The following is a 24,577-nucleotide window of genomic DNA, read 5'->3' as shown; positions in this document are numbered from 1 at the left end:
CCGGTGGGAAGTCCGACCCGCTCCGGGGCGAGCTTGGCGCGTCGGCTGATGAGGAAGTCACGGATTTCCGAGCGGTTGCCGGCGGGACCACCGGTGTGGTTTTCGGACGGAGGTTCCATTCCTTCACGGTACTCGTGGTCCGGCCGACAGGGAGGTCGTGTTTGTACCCCCCATAAACGCGGCCTTGTCCGCCTTCGACGGCGCCGGTTTCGTGGGGTCGGCGGATTTGAACGGCACTCCTTCACCGCGGATCGCTGTCCGCCGTCCGCCGTCCCTCGTCCATACGTCAGGAGCATGACCATGACCGGCAAGACCGTACTGATCACCGGCGGGACCAGCGGTATCGGCGCCCACACCGCGCGACTGCTCCTCGACCGCGGTCACCGTGTGGCGGTCACCGGCCGCAACGAGGGCAAACTGAAGACTTTCCTCGACGAGGTCGGCCACCCCGACCGGATGCTGGGTCTTGTCGCGGACGCGGCGGACTGGCAGGCCACCGAGTCGGTCGTGACCCGGACCGTGGAGCGTTTCGGTGCCCTTGACGCGGCGGTGGCCAACGCCGGATTCATGTCCGGTGACTCCATCGGGGCCGGTGACCCGACGTCGTGGGCGCCGATGGTTCTCACCAACGTCCTCGGTCCCGCCTTGCTGGCCCATGCCGCCCTGCCCCACCTGGAGGCCACCGGCGGACGACTGGTGCTCATCGGCAGCGTGGCCGGGCTGAAGAACTCTCCCGCCAATCTCTACTCGGCCACCAAATGGGCCACCACCGGGCTCGCCGAGAACCTGCGTCTGCACGCCACGGCCCGCGGCATCGGTGTCACTCTTGTCAACCCCGGCATGATCGACACACCATTCTGGCAAGGCACCGGCGTTCCCCCCTTCGCTCTGCCTCCCCAGCCCATCGCCGAGGCCGTCTGCTTCGCACTCGACCAGCCGGCGGGCGTCGACCTCAACACCCTGACCATCCGGCCCATGGGCCAGCCCGTCTGACCACGCCCGGTTGCCACACCACACCGCTCACCGAGCTTCTTCGAGTGGCCGCCGATCATGTGACGGTCGGCGAGGCCGCGCCGAGCGAGGCCCCCGGGCTGTTGATCGAGATGTCTGACGTCTCGATCACGCTGCTCGGGGGCCTCGTTGGTGATCCAACGCCGCACTCGACCTGCCGCATGCGCTCGTGGACTCGTGGCGTGGGTCACCTGGCGAAGATCGCTGCCGGGTTCGGGATAAGCGAGTCCACCGCCCACGCCTACGCCACCGCGGTCATCGGTCCGCTCGCCGAACGATCACGGGCCCGCTGAAGGTCCTGGCTGACGACGGGCATCAAGCGCAGGCCCCGGCAGGGTCAGTTCAGCGGAATGTCGAAGTTCTTCGACGGGATGGACGTGCCGTTGGACGTCTTCGCGGCGAGGCGCTTGTGCCGGAGTACAAGCTTCTTCGTGCCCTTGTCCGGAGTGAACACGACCCAGCCGGTCGTGGTCTTGCCTGTTTCGGCATCGGGGAGCGGCGGGTATCCGGCGGCCTTGATCTCGTCGTCGAGGATCGTGGTGCTGGCGTCGTCTATCCCGTTGGCCATGCCCGTGAGAGAGAACGAGTCGGCGCCGAAGACGTCGTAATACTTGCTGCTTGCCGTCACCTTCACCTCGACGAGGACGACCTCCTCATCCGCCAGCGCGGAGAATTTGCTCTTCGCCGCGGCCGAAGGCTGGTACCCGCTCACGTACTTGAGAACGGTCGCCTTTTCGCCCATCACGTTGTCGGTGAACGCCTTGTTCACTGCCACCGGCTTGCCGGACGACCCGCTGTCCGCACCGGCCGGCGACGCCGCTGCCGACGACGTCGACGCCGACGCGCTGGGCGTACTCGCGGCGCCGGTGTCACTCGGCGTGGGTGCCGACGACGCCTGTGATGGCGAGGCAGCGTTGTCGGAAGAGCTGCCCGAGTCGCCATTGCATGCGGTGAGCAGCGCGCTTCCGGCGATCATCGCCGCCACGGCAGGCAGGCAGGTGCGAATTCGAACGTGCATAGTGCAAACTCCTAGGATTCGAATGCGAGCCCCGGAAACAGCTGTCAGCCGTTTCCGCAGTCGCCCGTTCACTTGAATAACTCACAACGGCCCGCAATTGTGCAGGGCCTTCTGAGTCGCGGCAGTGCGTCCAATCGGATTCCTGGATGCTCCGTCGTGATGATTGCCGACCCTTACCGAGTAACCGGTGAGTGATGATCTTCAGTCGCGTGGGAGGACATCCGGTGACGGGTGGTCAGCGGCTCCCGGAGGAGGGGTGGTCGGGCTGGTGCGTCGGCTGCGGGTGGCAGCCGTACGCGTCCGCAGCGCATGTCGCGTAGGGCGCTGATGGCGATGGCGCTGTGGCCGTCATCGGTGCCGGTGAGAGCACGCCGCGGCTGGTGTACGACTCAGGGCCGTGTGTGATGCCGATCAGCCAACGGCGGTATCCGCTCCGCCACCTGTGATCGCGCGGGCGCTCTTTCGAAGCGCTTGGTGCCCAACCGCGGCCACGTCGCCATGGGACATCGACCGGCACCACCGGTGACGTCGGGCTGATCGGGCCAGGACGGCGCCGCCACCGAGCGGGTGTGCCCGCACCGCCTCCGTACCGACCGAGCCCTCAGAGACTGTTCGGCCAGGTCGACGGTCGACCGCGCGAGGCGGTCCATCTGGTGCGCGAACTCCGCTCACCGGATTCCAGGCGCCGGCGGACGTCGCCGACCGTCGCCGGGGAGACTCTTGCGCTTCGGGCCGCCCCGCGGGGCGAAGCGCCGGACGAGAGCGACGAGATCGGCAGCGCCACGATCCCCGGGCGCTCCGGAAGGGCGGGACCGGGCAGGTACGCCGGATCGCTGGAGCACGTTCGGTGGGCCGAAGAATACAGAGAAACGGCCGACAAGTGGTGCAAAATGAAATCCCCGTGTGTAGTGCCGTATTCGAAGGGCTCGAATACTTCAAGCGGGTCGTTTGTGAATTCCGTGGATGTTCAAGGACCTGCCGCCCGGGCTGGGCGCGGCCGCTTGGCACGCTGAGAAGCCGCGGTCCTGTCGACCCATCGGCCGGCGACGGGCCCGGGCCAGGCGGGTCCGGGTGACAGCGGCGCCCATTGTCGTGGCCGCCACTGATGCGTTGCACAAGCGTCTCATCGCTGTTCCTTCGTTGCGCGGGAACGACTGAACACCCGCGCGGTGACGTTATGGACATGGATCCTTCGGCCGTCCTAGATTCGTCCTAATAGCAGGTCAGCCAGGGTCTCGGCGCTGATCGTGAGGTGCCGGGGGGGAACATGCGTGGCGGCGCCGGTGTCGCGGGGCCGGTGGTCCTCCTCCGGCGTTCCCCGCGGCGCCGTTGGCGGTCGCGTGCGGACGCGGTGCTCACATGTCCTGCCGCGTTACCGTGGTCGCGGTCACGACCAGGCCGGCCAGCGGCCATGTGACGATGAGTATCCAGGCCGCGGCCGAGGCGGGAAGTGGGCTCTGCTGGGCGCCGGTGGATCCGGTGTGGGCGAGCGTCATCCATGCTGAGAGCGGCATCGCTTCGGTCGCGGCGCCGAGTCCGATGGTCCCGCTTGCCAGCATCGTCGGCAGCAGCAGCAGGAGCCCCCAGGTCGTGCCGACGGCGCCGAGGGGATGCCGGATCAGTGCGCCGATCGCGATGCCCACCTGGGAGCCGATCACGGGAAGCGCCGCGGACAGGACCGCGGCCCGCAAGGCCGCGTCCTGGCCGAGTGAGAGCCCGGACAACTGGCCGGTGAGGGCGTACCCGGCGACGTACATGGAGGCGATCGAGGCGATCAGGCCGACAACCGCCATGAGCAGGGCCACCACGAGGCTTTTCGCGAGGATCAGCCGCCGCCGGGCAGGCACCGCGGCGAAGGTGGCGCGGATCAGCCCGCTGGCGCTGGTCCGGCTTGTAGGCATGGGCATGCAAGTCGGCGCGTACCTCCTGTACGCCTCCCTTCTGTTCTGGACGGCGCCCACGGTCCAAGGCCCCCAGTACGAAGGGCCCCACCGGTTCCCCTCCCTGGGGCCGCCGGAACTGGCGGCCCTCGTCCTGGTCCTGGCGGTTCCGGTACTCCTGGCACGACGGTGGCCGACGCCGTCCTACGGCGCGCTTGCGGCTGGGGCGCGGGCTACGGGTTGCGCAAACGCCGCGAATACGGCGTCTCCCTGCGCGAGCAGAGTGCCGCGGGCGCCGTCATGGCCGAACGACTGCGCATCGCGCGCGAACTGCACGACATGGTCGCCCACAGCATCGGCACCATCGCCGTGCTCGCGGGAGCCGCGGGCCGGGTGATCCAGGCCCGGCCGAAGCAGGCGGGAGAGGCGCTGGCGAGCATCGAGGCGACCAGGCGGGAGACCCTGATCGGCCTTCAGCGCATGGTCAGCGCCCTGCGTCACGCCGAGCCGGAGGCCGGCGAGGCCGCCCCGCTCGCCCCGGCCCAGGGCCTGGCCGGCGTCGGCCACCTGGTGACCCGGGCGGCCGACGCCGGGCTGAGGGTCGATGTGGCCTGGCGCGGCGACCGGCGGACGCTGCCGCCGGAGATCGACCTGTCCGCCTTCCGGGTCATCCAGGAGGCACTGACGAACGTCGTACGCCATTCGGGAACGCACGCCTGCCGCGTCCTCATCGCGTACGAGGAGGACGGGGTGTCGATCGAGATCCTGGACAACGGCCGCGGCGCCACGCACCCGCATTCCGGCGGCGGGGGTTTCGGACTGCTGGGCATGCGGGAACGGGTTGCCATGCTCGACGGCCCATTCAGCACCGGCCCGAGAGCCGAGGGCGGTTTCCGGGTCGCAGCGAGGCTTCCGGCATGACGATCAGGGTGCTCCTCGTCGACGACCAGCCGTTGATGGTCTTCGGACTGCGCATGATCATCGACGACGCACCGGATCTGGAGTGCGCCGGCTCCGCGGGTAACGGCCGGGAGGCGGTCCGGCTCGCCCGGGAGTCGAGACCCGATGTCGTCGTCATGGACGTCCGCATGCCCGAGCTGGACGGTATCCGCGCGACGCGCCTCATCGCCGCCGAGCCCGCGGCCCCCAGGGTTCTGGTACTGACCACGTTCGACGAGGACGAATACATCTACGGCGCGCTGCGCGCCGGAGCCAGCGGGTTCCTGGTCAAGAGCATGGCGCTGGAAGACATTCTCGGCGCCATCCGCGTCGTCGCCGGACGGGACGCACTCATCGCGCCGAGTGTCACCAAACGGCTCATCGGCACCTTCGTCGAGAAGTCGGTTCCCGCCGCCGCCCGACCGGCCCGGACCCTCGACGGTGTCACCGAGCGCGAGCGGGAGGTGCTGGCCCTTGTCGGGCGCGGGATGTGGATGCGCCGCGGTTCATCGGTGCCATTGGGGATGATACGTCGTCACTACCCCAGGCTGCCCCCGAAGTAGCCGAGTCGAGGGTCCTCGGGGGTACCGATGAGCAGGGCGCGGTCGAGCAGGATGTTGTTGTGCTCGCAACTCGTCTCCGGGAGCATCACGCAGGCGTGACAGGCCGCCAGGTTGATGCCACCGGCGCCGGACGCCTCGGTCTCCATGCAGAGCGGATCCAAGGAACACCATTCGGCACGGCGGATCGCCGAACGGACCGCGCGATCCAGAACCTCCGGTTCACCCTGAGCCACCAGACCACCCAGGCTGCCCGCGGAGTCGCTCGTCGCCGTGTAGACGAGTATCCCGGCCATGTCGTCGGCGGCGTAAAGGCGTTCACGCAGGGCTGCGGCCGGGTAACCCGCCTCCAAGCTCCACTCGTTGATGAGGATGTGGGCCAGCGTGTGCAGCAGCACCATGCGGGGGGTGGCTGGGGAGGGGACGACCCGGGCGGCGTCGTCGGCCCGCTGCTCCAACACCCGCTGGTGGGCGGCACGCATCCGATCGACCCGGGCCGCCACCGCCAAGGTCGTCTCCCACACGCCGAGTCGCTCCTCGTCCAGGCGGAGGAAGACTCCTTCGCCGTGCACCTCCATGGCCGGAAGCCAGGGCAAGGGTCGCTCGGACAGCGGCATTTCCCGGGAATCGGTTGACGACTCGGCGTCGACGAGCCGGGTGAACGCCTTGAGCGCGCGGACCTCGCGAAGCTTCTTGACCAGCATCGGGCCGGTGACGCCGAGTGGATCGAGCACGCTCTGGTCGCCCAGCGGGGTCTCGCAGACGAATTGCTCGTCGTGGGAGTGCTCGCTCTCGTCGTTGCCCGCGCGGAGACGCTCGTACTCCTTGTTGCGCAGGGCACGGTAGCGGTGGTCGAAGGTAGGGGCGGACTCGCTGTGGGGGTCCTCCTCGCGTTCCGCGTCGAGGAGTTTCATCACTTCGTCCAGCGGTACCGGGCACTTCCCCTTGAAAACGCCGTCGAGATAGATCTCGATGTGCTCGCGATTGTCGTACCTGCGGAGCACGTCCCAGTGCTCCGCGAGGGGATCCGCGCGGCCGTCGCTCCAAGGCGGAATGGAAAGCGCCGACTTCAGCACCGGCTGCCACACCGCCGACGAACCACGCTGCAACGTGCGTAGCGGCAGTCCGCACTCCTGGGCAAGGGCGGACGCGCCGAGCCACGGGCGGGTGCCTCGGCACTTGAGACCCAGGTCCTTGAGCGCGCTTCTGCGGAAGGAGCCCTCCATGGAGACCTCGGGAGCCTGCCCACAGGTGCAGGAGACCAGGATGGAGCGGAGCGAGGAAGTGCGCCCGGTCGTACGCATCTTCAGCTTCCCTCCGCACTGTCCCGCCGTCGTGGCACCGCGGTCCGCGGAACGATGCACCCATTGCCAGTACGGGAACTCGCCGAGGTGTCCGGCTTCGCAGCCGACGACGAAACGGGAGGGGACCAGGTCGAGGCCGCACGTACCGCAGATGTTTCGCCCGGCGGGCGGGTTGAAGTCGCGGTGGCGTTGCAGGTCCTTGCACTCGGGGCAGGAGTGCATCAAGGGGAATCGTCGGACGCGGAGACCGTCCCTGCTGGTGTCGTCGGAAGCGGGTGGCAGCCGGAAGTAGTCGACCTCGAGCACGCGGGCCAGGCGCCGTTCGTGGATCCGCGGGGACTCGTCACGGTTCCAGCTCCGCTCGGCCTCGTCGAGGCCCGAGACGATGAAGGATTCGTGGTCGACGGCGATGAGGGAGCCGACGCCATAGGTGGTGATCGCCTGGGCGCGGCGGACCGCACCCCGCCGCGGCAGGTTGTGGGCGGGGGCAGTGCCGCTCGCGCCGGTCCGACGCCGGCGGGCGGGGGGCGGTGTCATCGGGTTCCCTCCATGAACAGGGCGGTCTCGGCGTCGACGTCGCGCAGGCTCCACAAGGTGGACCATGCCTCGGCGTCCTGGGACTCGTCGTCGTACGCCTTCAGGAGCGAAGGCGTACGGCTGCCCCTCTGAGGTTCGAACAGCAGGACGTTGTGGATCTCGGCCTCGGTACACCACCACTGGACGAACTCGTCGAAGGCCCGGGACACGGCGTCGATCTCCTCCCGGGCGACCGCCTCCACACGCTCCAGGAGGATCGACTTGATGCGCCCCCGGAGCACGTCTTCGTACGACTCGACCCGACCGGCCCCGTCGTTGGGGCGGGCGGCGGGGATCATGACGCGGGCGAGGGCGACGATCACCGCGTGCAGGCCCCGGTCGCGGGCGCGGGCGGAGAACGGGGTGACGGACGTGGACTCGACCTCGCGGTACAGGGCCGAGTGGAAATGCTGGAAGGTCTCGTAGTGGGAACGGTCGCGGGACCGGGTGGAGTTGAGCATGACCGCGACGAGGCCGGGGTGCGCGCGCCCGACGCGGCTCGTGGCCTGGATGTACTCGGCTGTCGTCTGCGGCTGGCCCATCACGGCCATGAGACCGAGGCGGTCCACGTCCACGCCGACCGCGATCATGTTGGTGGCCAGGAGGACGTCCACGGTGTCGTCGTCGGGCAGCCGCTTCTCGATGCCCTTGAGTCGAGTGGGGATCTCGCTGGCGTCGATACGGCTCGTCAGCTCGGAGTAGTTGGCGACCGACCGGGTGTCCACCATCTCGCGGTCGGCCAGCACTCCCAGATAGGCCACCACGTCGTCGTGGACTTGGAGTTCGGCCGCCGACAACACCCGAAGGCTGTTGAAGTAGCCGACGAGACTCCAGTACGCGTCGCGGACATCGTCGTTGGTCTTCGCCTGCTTGACCCGGTGCAGCAGGGTGGCGTAGGTGCGGATCAGAAGGGTGGACTGACTGGTGCCGGGAGCCAGGAGGCCGACGTAACGCCGGCTCGCCTTCTCCTCGCGCGGTGTCTCCACGGCGAACCAGGAGTCGCGGGCGTCCAGCCCGGCGGGAGGGAACTGTCGCACGTCGCGGGCGAAAAGATGACGTCCCTGGTCGGCGGCGCGACGGATGGTCGCCGTGGAGGCGATCACCTTGGGCCGGTCGGCGAGTGCGTCGACCGCGGTCTCGTAGAGGCCGGTGAGTGTTCCCAACGGGCCGGAGATCAGGTGGAGTTCGTCCTGGACGATCAGCTCGGGGGGAGGGGTGCCGCCGTCCGGGTCGTCGTCGCGGTTGAAGAGAGCGGAGGTCGCGGGACGCCACGGCATCGACGCGAACTTGTCCACGGTGGCGATCACCAGGGTCGGCCGCGCGTCGTACACCGCCTCGTCGATCAGGTGGACGGGCAGACCGTCGGCGAAGTCGCAGTCCGCGCCGGGGCATCGGACGCGCATCCGCTTGGCGTCCTCGTCGACCTGGTAGTTCCGTGCGTCGAGGCGGGTTCCGCACCAGGGACAGGCGTGCAGTTGGACGGGATTCTCCGTGGCGAGGCGCTTGTCGAGGTTCCTCCGCAACTCTTCGAGCTTCAGAGCTGCTACGGCCAGCGTATTGGGGGTGGCCGACCGCCCCACCCACATGCCGACGGAGAACTCCTCATGGCCCAGATCGGAGGTGGTTCGCCGCATGCGCTCCATGGCGCAGAGCAGGATCGCCGCCCGCTCGAACTGCTGGAGGGTGAGCAACCGCAGCGTGTACCGCATGAGTACGGTGACTCCGCCGCCCTCCGCGCTCTTGCGGATGCGGCGCAGGAACGACGTGAGGGCGATCAGCCCGAGGTAGGCCTCCGTCTTGCCACCACCGGTCGGGAACCACAGAAGGTCGGAGATCTGTCGGTCGCGATGTTCACGGTCGTCGATGCCGGCCAGGCACAGGAGAACGAACGCGATCTGGAAGGGGCGCCAGCGACCGGCGGCCGGGTCGGGGGCACCGGCGCGGCCGGCCTTCACCCAGGCGCTACGGGCGCGTTGGTCGGCCATGGCGTGATTGGCGAGTCGGAACGCCCTCATCAGATCGGGTTTGGTTCGCAGCAGCTCGATGCCCTCACGGATTCGGTCGAGCGCCTCGCGGCAGGCCGCCACCTGCTCCCGCGCGGGCTTCTCGTGAGGGCCACCCGCCAGAGCTCTGGCCTCGACCGACTTGCGGTCGATCCAGTGCTCGTACCCCGTGGCGAGCCCTTTTAGAGCCGCCAGGACCTCGGCGTCGGACCGCTCGGCCAGCCCAAGCATGGACAGCGACGAACTGTCGATCTCCGGGTTCGAGTCGGTGAGCAGCACCTCCACGGAGGGCACGAACTGGGTCCGCACCTCCGAAACGGCCGGGATTTCGGCTTCGGTCATACCGATCGGCTGCGGAGTCCAGTCCCACTCGGCGGCGCAGCCATGGCCGACTGCGAAGGTCGGGGCGTGGCGGTGCAGCAACCGACTCGTGGCGATCTCCGGGTCGTGATCGGCCGCCGGCGCGGGACGCTCGACGAACGCGCTGGAGCCGTCGGCGGCCCGGACCGTCAGACCGCACTGGAACAGGGAGAAGGCGTCCTGGAGATCCCACTGGCCGACCTTCTGCGTGTTGATCAACGTGACCGTGATCGTGACCGTGCCTTCGGCCTGGTCGAGACGCCGGACGTTGACGTGCAGCGCGGCTTCCGGGGCCAGCGTGATTCTCATCCTCGGATCAGGCCGCGTGACGTCGATGCTCTGAGCAGGGAGGACGAGTTCCTTGCGCCGCCACCGCTCCCGCTGGTCGGCGGTGGTACGAGCCTCGGCACGGCGGGCGGGGACACGATTGCCGGCGGCGTCGGTGGGCTCGTAGACGGCCGCACGGGCCGATACCACGATCGAACCGCTTATGGCAGGGCGGACCGCGAAGGTCAGACCCATCGAGGAGGGACGCCTGTCCCCCGACGCGCCGACCTCCTGTGCGGTGCCGGATTCCTCGGCGTCATCGCGGGCGATCAGGGGCGTGGCATCCAGGCCTTGCTGTCCGCCGGCGTCGGCGTCCTGCTGCTCCTTCGCGGCCCTGTCCGCGGCACGCGGATACAGCACACCGGTCAGATATCGGTCGATCGGTGCGTCCTGGGTGAGGATCTCGACCCGGTCCTCCGACTCGATGTCATCGGTGGGGCCCAGGAGTTCACGGCGGAGCCCCGCCAGGAGTTCCTCGTCCCGGACCCGGTAATGCTCGGAGTGCCGGCCTGCCACCTGCGTCATGCGCGCTGCTCCTCGTGGTTGTCGGCTCTCCGGTACCGGCCGATGCCGGTGATGCGTGGGACGATCCACACCCCTCGCTCCCCGAGACCGGCGTTGGCGCCGGCGGCAGTGCTTCCCGTCGCGGTTTCCAGGGTGTCGATCCGCGGGCCGTGGATCTCGTCGGGCCACCAAGGGTCCCAGGTGCGGTTCACCTTCTGCACCTGGAACAGCGCTTCCCGGAACCTCTGCGAGGCCTCGCCGATCTCCCGCCCTTCGTGCACCAGCGCGTACGGCGGGCTCTCCGCATCGCCCACAGGCAGGTTGTGGCGCCTGCGCAGCAGCACCTCGTGACCGGGACGGACCCGTTCCAGGAGATAAGCCTGAGTGGCGACGGCGTCCGTCTCCTGCCCGGGTGGGTCGTCCCGGCTCACGTCGCCGGGCTCGACGACTATTCCGTACCTGTCGTACGACCGCCACGATCCGAGGTAGCGACGACCGTGGTGCCGGCTTCCCGCCCTCCTGAAGATCGGCAGTTCGGGAGCGGCCACGTGGTACAGGTCCTGGCGGGCACGCGTCATCGCCACGTACAGCGCGCGGGCCTCGGCGGGCAGGTCCAGCTCGTCCTGGTACCGCTTGTGGAGTTCGGCGAGGGTCGGTGGCGTCAGGACGATCACGCGGTCGAACTCCAGGCCCTTGGCCCGGTGCACCGTCGAGACGACGACGTTGGCCGTCTCCGGGTCGGCCGCATCGTCGGGGAAGCCGCCTTGGGCGACCGCCCGGCGCAGCCGGTCCAGATCCAGCACACCGCGTCCCGCTCCACGCGCGGCCCGACGCAGCACCGTCCACAAGGTGCCGGCGTCGGGTTCGTAGGGGAGTGGGATGTCGGCGAGGAGCGTACGGAACCGGTCCTCGGTGAGGGTGTTCGCCTCCGTGCGGCGCAGCAACTCGGCCACCCAGTACGGCACGGGCCGCTCCTCCAGCGGGCGTCGCAGTCGGTGGTCGATGCCGTGCGCGTGCAGCAGGTCGGAGATCACGAGGGCCTGCTGGTTGTCGCGGGTGAGGACGGCGCATGTGTCGGACAGGTCCCGCAGGCCGTTCAGGGTGTATTCGTCGTCCAGGCCGACCATGCCGTTCGCCGGATCCAGGAGGAGGTCGCGCAGTTCGTCGTAGAGCGTTCCCGCCTCGTCCGGGCCGCTCAGCCGTTGGAGCCGGGGGCCGAGCGGTAGAGCGATCCGGGCCTCGGCCGTGGTGGCCCGGAAATTCCGGGTGAGCTGCAGCTCCACCAGGTCGTCGGGGTAGGAGCAGCGCAGCCAGTCGAAGAACCGGCCGGTCTCGTCGGCGCGTTCGCCGAGGTCCTCGATCTGGAAGCCGTACACGGACTGGGCGGCATCCCCCACGACGGTGAAACCGCAGCTGTCCTGGTACCGGTCCAGAAGCGTCTCCACCAGCTCGCGGCGCCCACCCAGCAGGTCCTGCACCTCGTCGATCACGACGTGTGCCGGCGGGACCGCGTCGCCGATCTCCAGCGCACCATGCGCGACAGCGCGGGTCGCCTCGGCGATCCGCTCGTCGAAGCCGACCGTTCCCCACTCGCCGTCCGGATGTGCCTGGAGGAGCAGCTCGTAGGCCCACGCGTCGAAGGTACGGGCGCGCACCCGGTGGGCTCGCTCTCCGTGCCGAGAGATCCGCTCGCGCAACTCCCGGGCAGCCGCCCGGGAGAAGGTGAGCACCAGGATCTCAGCCGCCTCCAACGCCTGTTCGGGATCCTCGTGACCGCACAGCGCGTCGAGCCGGCGTACCAGGGTGTGGGTCTTTCCGGCGCCGGCGCCCGCAGTGACCAGGACGCGAGCGTCCCAGGGCTGCTCGACCACGGCCAGTTGCTCGTCGGTGAGCGGGGGGCTGTCCTGGTAGGCGTCGGTCACTTCCGGCTCCAGAGGTGCTCGAACTCATTGAAGGCGAGGTGGGTGTCGAAGTTGGTGATGTTGTCGCTGATGTTGAGGATCAGGCAGCTCTCCTTGCCTCCGTTGAGCGGTCCGCGCAGTCCGCGACCGATCATCTGCTGGTACACATTGGTGCTGTAGACGGGCCGGGCAACGACCACGGCACGAGTGGCCGGAGCGTCGAATCCCTGGGTGAGAACGCCGTAATTGGTGAGAACACGGATATCACCGCTTCGAAAATTCTCGATGCGAGCACGACGGTCCTGCGCACTGGTCGTCGCGTCCACGGCGGCGGAGCGGACTCCCCGGTCGTTGAGCATGGCCGCCAGGTACTTGGCGTGGTCGACCGAGGTGGCGAAGAGCAACGTCGAGCAATCCTCGGGAAGTTCGGCCACCGAGTCGATGATGCGCCGACTGCGCGCATGGTCGTCGGCGAGCCGCTGCTCGGCGGAGCGGGAGAGTACGGCCATGCGCTCGGCGTGTGTCTTCTCGTCCCGGGTGAGTTCGATACTGCCGCCCTCCAGGGTGCGGTGCTCGACCTGCGCGAGCACTCCCCACTGCTGGAGGTCTCGATACGGGTCACCCGACGGGAAGACACCTTCGTCGAGGCGCCGATTGCCGAAGCGGCCGGCCAGACGGCGGGTCTCCTCCTCGTTGCGGTTCCGGAACGGGGTGGCGGTCAGGCCGAGCAGATGCCGGCCGGTCTCGTACTGCGTAAGTCCCAACTGGCCCAGAATCTGGGTGTATCGCTTGGAGACGGCGGTATGCGCCTCGTCCACGATCACCAGCACGGCCTGACGCAGCCAGGCGTACTGATCGGTGCCGAGGCACCGCTCCAGCTTGGCATCGGTGGCGACCACCAGGTGGGGGTGGCCGACGACATCGCCGACCTCATTGGTGCTCCACAGCCGGCTGACGGTCAGCGGACGCTCGGCTCCGACCTTGCTCCAGACGAACTTCCAGCTCTGAACGGCCTGTTCACACAATTCCTCGGTCTGCGCGATCCACAGCAGCGGGCCCTTGAGGTCGCCGACCCGCTTCACCCAGCGGATCACGGCCTCAGCGGTGACGCGGGTCTTGCCCGCGCCGGTCGGCAGCGACAGCATGCCGCGCTGGGGTGCCAGTCGCTCGAGCATGGTGGAGATGTTCCGGACCAGATCCTCCTGGTAGTCGTGGAGGCGCGGGAAGTCCCGGGGGCCTTCGACGGTCTCGAACGGAGGCGGGGACGGGGTCCTCGAACCGGCGAACGCGATCGGCAGCCTCAGCTCCGAGACGAACGCGATGGCCGCCGACGAGCCGCCGTACGAGACCGGCGCGTTGGGGAAGCGCGCCTGGATGTCCCGGGCGTGCTGTTGGAGCACTCCGTCGCCGTGCGCGTTGAACGCCATCTGCGCGATGCGGCGCCCGGACGGCAGGACCCCGTCGGACGCCTGCAGTTCGGCCTCCATCAATCCTTCAGGGAGGCCGGTCCGGAGCGCGTCCGCACCGATCAGCAGCTCGATCTTGGTCACCACGTCCTCGGCTTCACGCACCGCCTTCAGCGCCGCCTTGAGCTCGCTGTCCCGCGCCATGCGATCCTGGTGCTCCAGGACCGCACGACAACCGGCAGTCCCAAGGCGCAGCCCGAGTTCGCGGTCGATCAGGCGCAGCATCGGCTCGGGTTCGAGCGGAACGCGGACCTTGACGGTGTTGTCCTGGCGTACGGCGTCCAGGGGGGAGGCGTGTGTGCCGTTGGGTGTACGGGTGACCTCTTCCAACTCGCTGCACCGTTGCACCATACTGTTGCGGTTCCCGCTGTTCAGATGCTGCCGCAGGGCGGGGAACAACTCGACCAGCGGTACGGGGTCACCTTCCGGCACCTCGCGGGTCTCCCGGCTGATCACGTCGGCGTAGCGGAGCATGCCCCACTTCTCGACCATCAGCTCGGCGTCGCCGGCGGTCGCCACGAGCAACGCCGGAAGCTGCTCGGCGCGCAGTGCGCGGTACTGAGCGGACCCGACGGCGACCGTGATCTCGTCGTCGGGACGGGTCCCCCAGACGTCGCCGATCCGGCATCGGGTCAGGGAATCCTCGGGGAAGTCCGCGCCGAATCGGGTCAGCATCACGTAGGTGGCGCCAACGAAGGAGTCGTCCTCGCTGCGGATCACCTCGTCGAGGAGGGCGTTCCAGCGCTCGGCGGGGACCTCGTCGACGGTGGCCGGGAGCCGCAGCCTGCGTGCCTTCTCGGGGGAGATGTCGGCGACCGGCAGTACGTCTCGGTAACCGGCGAGCTGGGGGCCGACGGCCTCCCTCAGGGGCTTGATGCCCTGGGAGGTGGCGATCGTGCCGAACTTCTGCAGCATCCATCGGATCGGCGAAGCGACCGCCTGTCGGGTACTGGTCTGTGCACCGATCTGGCGCGTCCAGTTGTCCACCACGGCGTCGTCGGGCAGCGCCTTCAGGAAAGCGGCACGGGACTCCGCGGAGAGGGCGCGGAAGAGGTGGAGTGGGCCGCCGATCGGGGCACCCTCGACCTTCATCCGGTTCAGCGCGGGGCGCGGGGCGCTGCTGTCCAGGCGGCGCAGGTAGGCGGCGTGGAGGGCTTCGCGGTACTCCTCGAACCACGCCTCGCCCTCCTGGGGCCTGATGCCGCCGGACGGTCGTTCCCGAAGACCGACCTGGGAGAAGAAGGGGGTGTCGTCGGAGTGGAACGCCATGTCGACAGCGATGCTCGGGTCGCGCTTCGCGTCGACCACGACACCCGGCAGCATGCAGTCCTCGATCGGCCGGAACCGACCGTCGGCTGTCCTGACCCGGAGGGTCGAGCGTGCTGCGGGCACCCGTTCGAGGACCTTGTGCGTCAGGCGACGGACTCCCGCCTGGCGGAACAGCTCCCAGAACCGCTCCCAGTCCGATTGGCTGTAGTGGTCGAAGCCCTGATCGAGAACGCTGTCGAACCGGCCCTCGACGTCGGCCTCCCGAATGCCCAGGACATCGAGGGCGTGCGCGAGCGAGGGGTCCTGGGCGAGTTCGTCGACCACGTACACCAGGGACTCGCGCAGTCCGTCCTGGTCGGTGCGGCGGTAGACCTTGCCGTGCACGGGGGCGGCGAGTCCGTCCTCCTCGGTGAGGACGATGTGAGCTTTGCGGGCCTCCTCGGCGAACGGGGAGCCGACTTCGATCATGTCGGCGAGGATGCGGATGGCGGTCGCCGAGGCCCGCGCGGTTCCGCTCTCGACAAGCGCCTCCAACCAGTCACGAACGTCGGCTCGTTGATGCTTCGCCGCAGCAAGGATGTGCTCGACCTTGCCGGAGCGCAGAGTGTCCACTTCGACGCTCGAATGCAGCCAGTTCGCCGGACGGTCCGGGCACTCGTGCCACCACCGCAGCCAACGCAGGAGAGACTTCGACTCCCTCTTCGGGTCCCTGGGACGAGGGTGCACTCGAAGCTCGGTCGGCACGCGCAGCACGCCGTTCTGGTCGGGAAGCGACGCGTTCACCGCGGTACGCTTCCAGATCTCCTCGGTCAGGAACTCGTCCGCCCAACTGATCGCTTCCTTCGCACGGCCGGGCAGCAGGGGAAGGTAGGCAGCGGGGTCCTCGACGGGCGCCAAGGCCTGCAGCGACTCGACGACCAGTTGCGCCGCCGCTCGAATCATCTCCTGGTTGAAGGGGGAGGAGTCGAGGAGATTCTGACGGTCCTCGTTCGTCTTCCAGGCGCCGTTGAGGATGCCGCTCAGCGACATCTCGTACTTGGTCGGGAAGAAGGACCAGAACTTGCCTCGACCGCGCGCCCGGGGGCTGACGTACAGATCGCTCTCGGGATCCTTCTCCAGGGTGGGCACGGCCCAGGCGAGTTCGAGGGAGAGCCGGTCGTGCAGCTCTCCGGCATCCGCGCGGGCGCTCGGACCTGGCTGGTGGACGGTGGTGAACACACGCCACCGGTCGGTGGACACAGCCCTGCCTGTCCGCTCCTCGACCACGGTATGCAGGTCGCCGGTCTGCCGAGCGGTCAGTGTCCGACGGGCCATGGGCCGTGGCCGGCGGTCCTCCAGCACGACCTTCGCCACGTGCGGCGAGAAGAGCTGGAAGCCGACCGGGAATTCCTCGCGGGGCTCGCCATGGTCCTTGGCACGGCCGCCGTGCATGTCCCGACCCAGCCGGTCGTCGGCCTTCGGGAGGAGGGGCAGACGTACGACGGTGGTGGCCCATCCCAGCAGTTCGTTCAGGACGTGATCGGAGGCGCGCTCGGCCCGTACATCCAGGGGTCGGGCCATCCGCAGCACGGGAGCGTCGAACTCCGGGCCGTATCGCGCTGTCACGCCGGGCACGGCCTTGATCTGCTCGTACGACCAGGCTCGGTCGAATCCGAAACTTCCCGTGCTGCTGAAGAATTCCGGTGCGTCGGTCACCACCAGTACCGATTTGACGCCCACTCCGAAACGCCCGATCTGACCTCCACGTTTCTTCGACATGCTCATTCGAAGAATTGTCTCCGCGCCTTCAGGAGTTACCGGGTTGCCCTCGTTCGCGCAGTACAGGTGGGTCGCGGTGAGGACCACGTAAATTTGCCCGCCGCGTTCTTCGGTCATTTCGTCGGCCGCGTTCTGGACGAGCTCGAAAAGCTGGCGGTCGCCGTACCCACCCTGAGTGATACGGCGCTCTCCATTGGCATGTTCGGCCACGAGGCCGGGGTCCACGGCATACGTCTGCAGAACACGCGAGGACTGTTCGAGAACGGTTTGAATGACCGACGAGGACGAAGACGGCACTGCTTCTGCGCTCCTGGGTGTCAAGGATTCGGACGAACGGGTGAGCGAACGGGCCGGCCGGCACACCGACCCGTGTCTCGTCGTGGCGCTGGGCGTCTGGTTCCACAGTGCCCCTTGTGCGGTTGAGAGTTCGCGATGAAGTCGTCGGTTGTTGCCAGACCGAGACTTCGGGCCCGTGACGTGCTGAATCAGACCGGGGGAGCGGCCTCGTCCGGTGCGTCCGGCAACCCCTGGGCCACCTTCGCCAGGACGGGGAACCTGTTGGTGAAATCTTCCTCGGACAGGAAGTATCCCTTAATGATCCGCAGAACCTCGCCCTTGTCCTCCGCCGTCTTGATTGCCAGCTCTAACGCGCTGGACTCCCGAAAGGAGTCCAGCGATTCACTGTCCTGTTCATTCATCTGATACACCCCTGTTCCTGTGGTCGCACAGGGGTGTATTCGGGCACACGCCCCCCGTGTGAAAAGAAAGTGGACAAGTCGATGCTACGGGTCGGACTACCTTCCTCCGAATCAAGCTAGCGGATGAAGGTCTGGTGCGGCCAGTGCTTTTTGGGCGACCTTTTTCTGCAGGGTGCGGTGGAGGTGTCGGCCAGGCATGGGGTCCAGAATTGGGCACACCTCTCCCCCCGCCGCCCGGCCTTCCCGATTTCGGGTTCGGCGAGCGGGATGGGATCTCCATCACCAATGAGCATACCGCATTTACTTCACCTGGCAACCCGAACTCCGGTGCTGAACAGAGGAGTTGACGGCCTCACTTGTGAAAGCACCGCACAAGGGGTGGAGTTCGATCATTCGGGGCAAGTTGGACACGAGACTGAAGCAGTCCCGTCGATCCAGCTCGATCAACTGTTGGTTGACGTTGCAGTGCTCGTCAAATTAGCCTCGTGGCTCACACCGTGTGATCGGCACGGGACTCCCCGGAGAGAGCAGGCGGCGCGTGGAGACAGGTGAGGAGTTCGGGCCCTGGCTGGCCCGGCAACTCAAGCTCGCAGGGAAGACGCAGGCTGAACTGGCCGACGAGCTCAAGCTGACCCGGGCCGCCGTGTCCGCATGGATCACCGGCAGGTCGACCCCTCGCCCGACCGTCATGGGGGACATCGCCCGGGCGCTCGGCACGGATGTGGGCACGGTGCACACCCGCACCACCGATACCCAGGCCGGCCTCCCGGTCACCTGGTACCACCGCCCCGGCTACCCTGACGGTGGCCGTGACCTGGGCAATGCCGCCGCCTTCGCCTTCGACGCCGACGTGCAGGTCCTTGCGCGAGAGACGTGTCAGAACAGCCTGGACGAGCGGCTGACGGCGAACGGCCGCCCGGTCAAGGTCCGTTACACCCTGCACGAGCTCACCGGTGAAGCCCTGGACGCCTTCCGTGAGGCGATCCTCTGGAACGATCTTTTCCCCCACTACGCCGCCGTCTCCGAGACCGCAGGTCACCAGAAGGTCGGTCGGGTCGTGGACGCCGGGGTGCGCGACATGTACGAGAAGGGCCGCTTGGTCCTGCTCCGCGTCGACGACTACAACGCCTCCGGGCTCATCGGGGACGACTACGCGGACGGCAAGTTCGCCGCTGTGGTCAGACGTCAGTTGGAAAGTCTCAAATCCGGTCCGGGCGCGGGTGGTTCGTACGGTCTGGGCAAGGCGACCCTGTGGGCCACCAGCGCCCTCGGGCTCGTCCTCATCAACTCCACTCTCTCCGTGCCTCATGAGGGACGTACCGAGCGCCGGGTCATCGGCCGTCTCGAACTGCCCTGGCGTGAGGTCGACGGTGAGTCGTACGCGGGCCCCGCCTGGTTCGGGCGCCCTGATCCCGACTCGCCCGGCGCCATGGTCGCCCGTTCCTGGTGGGCGGACGAGGAGACCGTGGAGAGGCTGTACCTGACCCGGGAGAACGACGAACCCGGTACCTCCTTCCTCATTGTCGGTGCGCACGACGTGGCCGGTCTCGCGGGGAACTCCTCCGAGAACTCCTCGGATCCCGACGACGGGTTCATGGGCGACGAAGAGGGCGATGAGGACACGCGTGACATCAGCACGATGCACGCCCGACTGGTCGAGGCGCTGGGGCGTGACTTCTGGGCCGCGATGACCGGCGGCGGCAGCAAGCTACCCCTCCTGGAGGTCTCGGTCCGTGCCCTGCGGAACGGCGAGGTGGTCGTGGCGGAGCAGCAGGTGGACCCGTCTGTCGAACAGCCCGCTCGCACCCGTGCCCTGAGGGCACACTACGAGGGCACCACTGTGGATCGCCTCACCGAGGCCGGGCAGGTGGCGGCGCGGAGCGTCCCGCTGAAGCTGCCGTTGTCCGGAGGCGCCCGCGGAACGCTGGGTACGCACCAAGCGGTTCTGCTCGTCACCGAGGCCGAGGGGGACAGCGACGGGGCGAAGAACCGGCTGCATTCGTTGCGCGGTAATCGCATGACGGTCAAGAGGACCGTGGTCCCGAGGCTGCCGATCGGCACCAATCCCTTCCAGGCGGTTCTTCTGGTCGGGGAGGCGGCCGGAGAGACGGCGCCCTTCGCGAAGGAGGCGGAAGAATTCCTTCGTGCGGCGGAACCTCCCGAGCACGACCGCTGGGGGCAGACGGAAGAGCTGACACTGCGGTGGTCGCCGTCCGCCTACCGGCGGATCAACGCGCTGACGGCCGAGGCGAACAACGCCGTGAGAGAACTCGTCGCACGGCCGAAGCGCAGCAGCGGCGAAGGCGGCGAGGCCCTGCGCAAGGCGCTGACCGTGCGACCGAGGCCCAAGGCCAGGACACCCACCGGCCCGGTGGTTCCGGTCCTGGACGGGCTCGACGCGACGGTCGGCGACGGTGGGGAGTGGCGGATCACCGGCGAAGTGAGCATCCCGCGTGGCGACGAGATCGTCCCGATGGTGCCGGTGGCGCAGCTCGACGTGCGCTCGGGGGGCCGACCCGGGCTGGACTGGGCCGAGCTCGTGGGCGTCGAGGGCTGCGAAGCGGAGGACGGAGTGCTGCGCTTCACACCCGGCGCGCGGCGTGCGAGGTTCCGCGGAACCACGGACGTCACCAGCCACCCGGTCAGGACAACGCTCACCCGCCTTGTTGTCGAACTCCGTGCCGGCAAGGGGGAGTGACACGTGAAAATCTATCCGTACAAGCGGCTCAACCGGCCGGTCACGCTCAGAGTGACCTCGGTCTCCCTCAAACTCCCCGACGGAACCCGCGACCAGTTGGAGACCACCGCTTACTCGACCCAACAGCAGGCCGTCGCGCTCGGAATCGCGGGCCACGCGGACTGGGTGAGCGCCACTGTCGGTCTTTCGGCGACGCTGCCGCCCGGGGCGAACGCGCCGGATGCGCCCTGGTCGGATCTGCGTGTCCTCGCCGTGCTGACGGACGGCGAGACCAATGTCCGTACCTCCGCTGCTCTCACGCTCGACGCCGAGGACGGCCGTGACTGGTCGGGCACGTTGGAGGTGTTCCGCGACGATCACATGGGTCGGCCCTCCCTCGCCGTGTACGCGGTCGGGACGGTGGACGGAGTACGCGGACGGTCGATCGCCGAAACCGACCGGAGCTGGGTCATCGACACGGTTTCCGACGAGCCGGTCCGTGGGCTCCAACTCGAAGTCCAAAAGGCGTCGTTCAGGAGAAGCGCCCGGGAGTGGCTCCAGGCCTACGCCGACGCACCCTGGATCGTGGACACCTCGGCGAGAGTCCCCTCCGTGTTCGTGAACACCGATGTCGAAGGCGTCATCGACCTCTTGGACAGCAACGGTTCGGGTCTGGAGAGCAAGGTGCGTGACCTTCTGGTCGCCCAGATGGCCACCGACGTCTGGACCGCGGTGTTCCACGGTGCCATCGGCGATCTGGAGGTGGAACCCGGAGGCGCGCCGGTCTTCCCCACCGACTGGCAGGGCGAGGTGCTGCGGGAGATGCTCCCGGACGTGATTCCCGGCGTCCATGTCGAGGAGGCACTACGGCAGGTCCATCGCCGGCGCACCGGCGACTCGGGCTGGGTGGAACTGCAGACTCGTATCCATTACGCGGCTGTCCGCCGCGCCGATGCAACCAAGGCGCTTGCCCTTGTGATCCGCAGTCTGGAACAGATGAACCGCGAGAGTGAGACGTGATCACCCAACCGAACCACGTGCCGGACCGCCTGGGGCTGCTCGCCGGTTCCGTCGTCGATACGTTCCTCACCGAGGAACTGCTCAAGGGCGAGCAGGTACACGGCGGCGTCGATCTTGCCAAGGTCGTCGAGCCGCTCCCCGAGGACGACGCCAGGTGGTGGGTCGAACCGATCCGGAGTCTGGTGGAAGACGCCATGTTCGAGTTCCGGGAGGACCGTACCCGGGCCGACGCATGGCTCGCGCCACGGCTCCACGCCACGCTGCGCCTGACGCGACGAGAAGCGGCGGACAAGCGTCTGTGGAATCACCTCGCCCTGGCTGTGGCCCCGGATTACGTGGTCTGGCGGCACCTGTCGGAGCCGACGGCGAACAGGCCGGAGAGGCGCGTTACCGCCGAGCGCTTCCGTGGCCCCGCGGACCGTCAGTGTTTCTCCCGCTTGTGGTGGGCGGCCGAACTCTTCAGGAACGGGTCGGACTACGCGCCGGTCGAGGCCGCCTGCGGAAATCAGGACCTCATCCACACCGTTCTCCGGAGCGAGCTGATCGATCACCGCCCCACCGCTCAAGCCTTGGTTCGTCTTCTGCAGAATGGCCAGGTCACCGGTGGGCGGGAGATCAACGGCCTCAGCGTCGCGATCAACGCGGCCGGAGCCACCCTGATCTACGACATCCTCGCGCCGGACACGCCCCGCGATCCCGCCCCTTTGCGGGACTGGATCGCAGAAGCGGAATCGGCGCCACCGGTCGAGCGCTACGAGCTGCCGCACGGGCCCGATGAGGACCCTGTTCCGGAGGAATCCGTGGTCGCGCTCGCCGGCTATTTCGCGGAGTTGTTCGAGACCGCGCCGGTCAGGGGCAAGAAGAGCGGGGATTGACCTGGGCCGTGCTCCGACTACTTCGGTGTCGCCTTCTTGCCCTTACGAGGGCGCACGGAGGAAGGGGGCGGCACCTGGTCCTCGGGACGCGGGCACCTGTCGGTGCACGTGTCGGCGGCTCCACAGCCGTTGCTGCGCAGCTTGGCTCGCTGTTCCGTCGTGGCCGGCTGCCACGGCTTCCTCAACACCTCCGGGTCCGGCTTGCCGAGCCCCAGAGCGGCGCTCAGCAGGTGTGCACCGAACAGGGGCGGTACGGCGTTGCCCACCTGCTGGGCCTGCGCCCTACCGGACCACGGATAGTCCGGCGGGAAGCTCTGCAGCATGCCTGCCTCGTTCATGCTGAACCGCGGGCCCTCCTGGACGATGTTCTCGTCCTTCTCGTCGACGGGCTCGAAGACCACGAAGCGGGAGATACGACCGGTGACGGTGGTGGCCGGCTGTCGGTCGGTCCGCACTCCACGCCTCCCCGGGTTCCCGGAACTGCCGTAGTTCGAGCGGACCAGGAAGGGAGTGCGCCGCCCCGGATGCGAGCCCACCGGTTCTGCGAGGGCATACTCCATGGACCTCCAGAGCGGCAGGTGCGGGTCGCTCCCGGACTCGGTCGTGCCGTCGTGCAGAGTCGGCTGATGGACCCGGTCGGGTTCGCTCATACCGCTCATCCGGTTCCATTCCTTCGCATCATAGGAACGGTGGGTCGGGCCAGGGAGCGAAGGCTTGCCGAGCCCTTCACGCCGAGCGATCAGTACGGCGCGGGATCGCGTCTGGGGCACCCCGTAGGTCTCGGTGTCGAGGATGCCGACGACGACCTCGTACTTTGTCCCGTCGGGAAGCCCGGTCTCCTTCAACACCTTGGCGTAGTGCTCCCAGAGCGGTGCCACCGCGGGAACCTGTTCCAGGACGATGACGTCGTACGGGCGGTGCTCCCGCCGCGGGCTCCGGGTCGCCTGGATCGCGTATCGAAGAGGTTCGAGGACCAACGCGGTTCGCGGATCGGGGAGGGTCGCCAGTTTCTTGTCGACGTCCTGGTCGGAATCACCCGCCATCAACCTCTCGATGTATTTCTTGACCTTCTCCAAGGCCTGGCGTCCGGCGCCGTGCCCTGCCACCGAGTACGTCTGGCACGGAGGGCCACCGGCGAGCACGTTGATCTCCGGCGGTAGGGACTCGAAGTAATCCCTGCGCACCGCGCTCACGTCGGCGTGAAGGGTGTCCAGCCCGGCCGCGTATCGCGTGAGGCATGCGTTTTTGTCCCACTCGATGCCGAGACTCGGGATGTCGTGCGTGTGCCCGGCGACATCCAGCCCTCCGGGTCCTGCGAAGAGGTCCAGGACAAAGGGCTTGTCGAGAATGGACTGGTGGGGCTCCGAGCTGGTCATGTGGCGGAAGTCTAGCCGGCTGCGGGCGCTCCCGGATCCCCGTTCAACGCTTCGGCGACCGCTCGTCCCAGCGCCTCTCCGACGGGCGGCGGGGTCGCATGCCCGATCTGGCGGTACCGGGCGGTCTTGCGTCCGGAGATTCCCCACGCCTCGGGGAAGCCCTGAAGCAGGGCGGCCTGGTCCACCGTGATCCGTACCAGTCCGTCGTCCCCGAGTGACGGATCCCACGTGAAGTCGGGGCCGGGCAGCTCGTCACCGAACGACTTCGTGTAGACCCCCATGCGTCGCCACTTGGCTTTTGTGCCGCTCGGTCCGAAGTCAGCGCCTCCGTGTGTCTTGGATCCGCCCACCAAGGTCGGCGCCACACTCGTCGCCTGGGCCGCCCAACGGTCGGCGTCCGGCCAGCCGCAGGAACCCATCGACGGTGCCAACGCCTCACCGACCGACACGTGCTCGTGCACGCTGGGCCGGGGCGGCCGGAAGGCACTCGCCCACTGCTGTTTGACGGCCACGAGGATGCCCTCCATGCGGTCCTGGGGCACTCCGAAGTCGGAAGCGTTCAGTGTGAACCAGGTCAGTGCGTAGCCGAGGTGCTCCAGCTCTTCGCGGAGGAAGTCCCGCATCGGCGCCAGCGAGTCCTCGCTGACCAGGGTGGGCACGTTCTCGATGATCAGTGCACGTGGCTGGACGGCGTGCACCAGATAGGCGGTCGCCTCGATGAGGCGTAACTCGGAGTCCGACTGCCGCGTCATGGTCGCGCTCGACCTCACCCTGGGGAGACCGGCTGCCAGTAGATCGACGTCGTACACCTCGGGGTGGTCCACGGGGTCGAAGTCGAGAAGGTCCGCTTTCAGCACGTTCCAATGCGGCCGGTTGGCTTTGAGCGTGTCGCAGGCGGACGACTCGTTGTCCAGGAGGAGTCGAGGGGTGAAGCCCGCTCGTTCCAGCCCCAGAGCGAGTCCACCTGCCCCCGCGCACACGTCGACGAAACTCAGTCCGCTCAATGATTCCTCCCCAGTCCCCATTGGACCCTCCGCCGTTCCTTCGCCCCCCGC

The 24,577-nt window shown here is 68.1% G+C and carries 15 protein-coding genes and 1 pseudogene; 7 read left to right on the top strand and 9 right to left on the bottom strand.

Features of this window, described 5'->3' with window-relative positions; translation table 11 throughout:
• The first annotated feature begins 300 nt into the window (after nt 1-300).
• Nucleotides 301-993: an SDR family oxidoreductase gene (locus K7G61_RS32750; protein WP_225850773.1), complete on the top strand. Its 693-nt coding sequence runs from the start codon at nt 301-303 to the stop codon at nt 991-993.
• Nucleotides 994-1,202: 209 nt separating this feature from the next.
• A pseudogene (locus tag K7G61_RS32745) lies at nt 1,203-1,292 on the top strand (IS5/IS1182 family transposase); the annotation flags it as partial.
• Nucleotides 1,293-1,348: 56 nt separating this feature from the next.
• On the opposite strand, the gene K7G61_RS32740 reads toward K7G61_RS32745, so the two are convergent.
• Both K7G61_RS32740 and K7G61_RS32735 read right to left on the bottom strand, forming a co-directional pair.
• Nucleotides 1,349-2,029 (bottom strand): hypothetical protein, encoded by a 681-nt coding sequence (locus K7G61_RS32740; RefSeq protein WP_225850772.1) that lies wholly within the window; start codon nt 2,027-2,029, stop codon nt 1,349-1,351.
• A 1,355-nt stretch (nt 2,030-3,384) separates the two neighbouring features.
• On the bottom strand, nt 3,385-3,936 hold the full coding sequence (locus tag K7G61_RS32735; protein WP_225850771.1) for a hypothetical protein: 552 nt from the start codon (nt 3,934-3,936) through the stop codon (nt 3,385-3,387).
• A 162-nt stretch (nt 3,937-4,098) separates the two neighbouring features.
• On the opposite strand from K7G61_RS32735, the gene K7G61_RS32730 reads away from it, so the two are divergent.
• Together K7G61_RS32730 and K7G61_RS32725 are read left to right on the top strand one after the other, a co-directional pair.
• Nucleotides 4,099-4,830, top strand: coding sequence for a histidine kinase (locus K7G61_RS32730; protein WP_225850770.1), 732 nt, complete (start codon nt 4,099-4,101; stop codon nt 4,828-4,830).
• On the top strand, nt 4,827-5,411 hold the full coding sequence (locus K7G61_RS32725; protein ID WP_225850769.1) for a response regulator transcription factor: 585 nt from the start codon (nt 4,827-4,829) through the stop codon (nt 5,409-5,411). Before K7G61_RS32730 ends, K7G61_RS32725 begins: the two co-directional genes overlap by 4 nt.
• Here the strand turns inward: K7G61_RS32725 and drmB are convergent.
• The 5 genes from drmB to K7G61_RS32700 all read right to left on the bottom strand — a co-directional run bounded on the left by drmB (nt 5,387) and on the right by K7G61_RS32700 (nt 17,574).
• Entirely contained in the window at nt 5,387-7,249 is a 1,863-nt protein-coding gene (gene drmB / locus K7G61_RS32720; protein WP_225850768.1) for a DUF1998 domain-containing protein, read from the bottom strand. The two genes, K7G61_RS32725 and drmB, sit on opposite strands and share 25 nt — an antisense overlap.
• Complete coding sequence (locus tag K7G61_RS32715) at nt 7,246-10,503, bottom strand: helicase-related protein (protein ID WP_225850767.1); 3,258 nt, start codon at nt 10,501-10,503, stop codon at nt 7,246-7,248. The genes drmB and K7G61_RS32715 overlap by 4 nt, the downstream gene beginning before the upstream one ends.
• Entirely contained in the window at nt 10,500-12,404 is a 1,905-nt protein-coding gene (locus tag K7G61_RS32710) for a UvrD-helicase domain-containing protein (protein ID WP_225850766.1), read from the bottom strand. The genes K7G61_RS32715 and K7G61_RS32710 overlap by 4 nt, the downstream gene beginning before the upstream one ends.
• Nucleotides 12,401-17,173, bottom strand: a complete 4,773-nt coding sequence (locus tag K7G61_RS32705; protein ID WP_374204319.1) for a DEAD/DEAH box helicase — start codon at nt 17,171-17,173, stop codon at nt 12,401-12,403. The genes K7G61_RS32710 and K7G61_RS32705 overlap by 4 nt, the downstream gene beginning before the upstream one ends.
• 188 nt (nt 17,174-17,361) lie before the next feature.
• Complete coding sequence (locus K7G61_RS32700; RefSeq protein WP_225850765.1) at nt 17,362-17,574, bottom strand: hypothetical protein; 213 nt, start codon at nt 17,572-17,574, stop codon at nt 17,362-17,364.
• 538 nt (nt 17,575-18,112) lie between these two features.
• Here K7G61_RS32700 and K7G61_RS32695 point away from each other — a divergent pair.
• Genes K7G61_RS32695 through K7G61_RS32685 form a run of 3 tightly spaced genes read left to right on the top strand, consistent with a single transcriptional unit; the run spans nt 18,113 to nt 22,146 of the window.
• Entirely contained in the window at nt 18,113-20,272 is a 2,160-nt protein-coding gene (locus tag K7G61_RS32695; RefSeq protein ID WP_225850764.1) for a helix-turn-helix transcriptional regulator, read from the top strand.
• Between the two features lie 3 nt (nt 20,273-20,275).
• Nucleotides 20,276-21,271: a hypothetical protein gene (locus K7G61_RS32690; protein ID WP_225850763.1), complete on the top strand. Its 996-nt coding sequence runs from the start codon at nt 20,276-20,278 to the stop codon at nt 21,269-21,271.
• Nucleotides 21,268-22,146, top strand: a complete 879-nt coding sequence (locus K7G61_RS32685) for a DUF6339 family protein (RefSeq protein ID WP_225850762.1) — start codon at nt 21,268-21,270, stop codon at nt 22,144-22,146. The genes K7G61_RS32690 and K7G61_RS32685 overlap by 4 nt, the downstream gene beginning before the upstream one ends.
• Nucleotides 22,147-22,163: 17 nt before the next feature.
• Here the strand turns inward: K7G61_RS32685 and K7G61_RS32680 are convergent, their stop codons facing one another.
• Together K7G61_RS32680 and K7G61_RS32675 are read right to left on the bottom strand one after the other, a co-directional pair.
• The gene (locus K7G61_RS32680) at nt 22,164-23,522 is read right to left on the bottom strand and encodes a DNA cytosine methyltransferase (protein ID WP_225850761.1); all 1,359 of its coding nucleotides are present in this window, start codon (nt 23,520-23,522) and stop codon (nt 22,164-22,166) included.
• A gap of 11 nt (nt 23,523-23,533) precedes the next feature.
• Entirely contained in the window at nt 23,534-24,526 is a 993-nt protein-coding gene (locus tag K7G61_RS32675) for a DNA cytosine methyltransferase (RefSeq protein ID WP_225850775.1), read from the bottom strand.
• Between the last annotated feature and the right edge of the window lie 51 nt (nt 24,527-24,577).

Origin of the sequence: Streptomyces sp. HPF1205 (genome assembly GCF_020400825.1) — a bacterium.
Taxonomy (GTDB): Bacteria; Actinomycetota; Actinomycetes; order Streptomycetales; family Streptomycetaceae; genus Actinacidiphila.
This window is presented reverse-complemented; position numbering and strand designations above follow the sequence as displayed.

What these genes read in the sequence shown, in the direction of transcription:
- K7G61_RS32750 (WP_225850773.1), top strand. Translation starts at nt 301, where the DNA reads ATGACCGGCAAGACCGTACTGATCACCGGCGGGACCAGCGGTATCGGC.
- drmB (WP_225850768.1), bottom strand. Translation starts at nt 7,249, where the DNA reads ATGACACCGCCCCCCGCCCGCCGGCGTCGGACCGGCGCGAGCGGCACT.
- K7G61_RS32700 (WP_225850765.1), bottom strand. Translation starts at nt 17,574, where the DNA reads ATGAATGAACAGGACAGTGAATCGCTGGACTCCTTTCGGGAGTCCAGC.
- K7G61_RS32680 (WP_225850761.1), bottom strand. Translation starts at nt 23,522, where the DNA reads ATGACCAGCTCGGAGCCCCACCAGTCCATTCTCGACAAGCCCTTTGTC.
- K7G61_RS32735 (WP_225850771.1), bottom strand. Translation starts at nt 3,936, where the DNA reads ATGCCCATGCCTACAAGCCGGACCAGCGCCAGCGGGCTGATCCGCGCC.
- K7G61_RS32715 (WP_225850767.1), bottom strand. Translation starts at nt 10,503, where the DNA reads ATGACGCAGGTGGCAGGCCGGCACTCCGAGCATTACCGGGTCCGGGAC.
- K7G61_RS32725 (WP_225850769.1), top strand. Translation starts at nt 4,827, where the DNA reads ATGACGATCAGGGTGCTCCTCGTCGACGACCAGCCGTTGATGGTCTTC.
- K7G61_RS32740 (WP_225850772.1), bottom strand. Translation starts at nt 2,029, where the DNA reads ATGCACGTTCGAATTCGCACCTGCCTGCCTGCCGTGGCGGCGATGATC.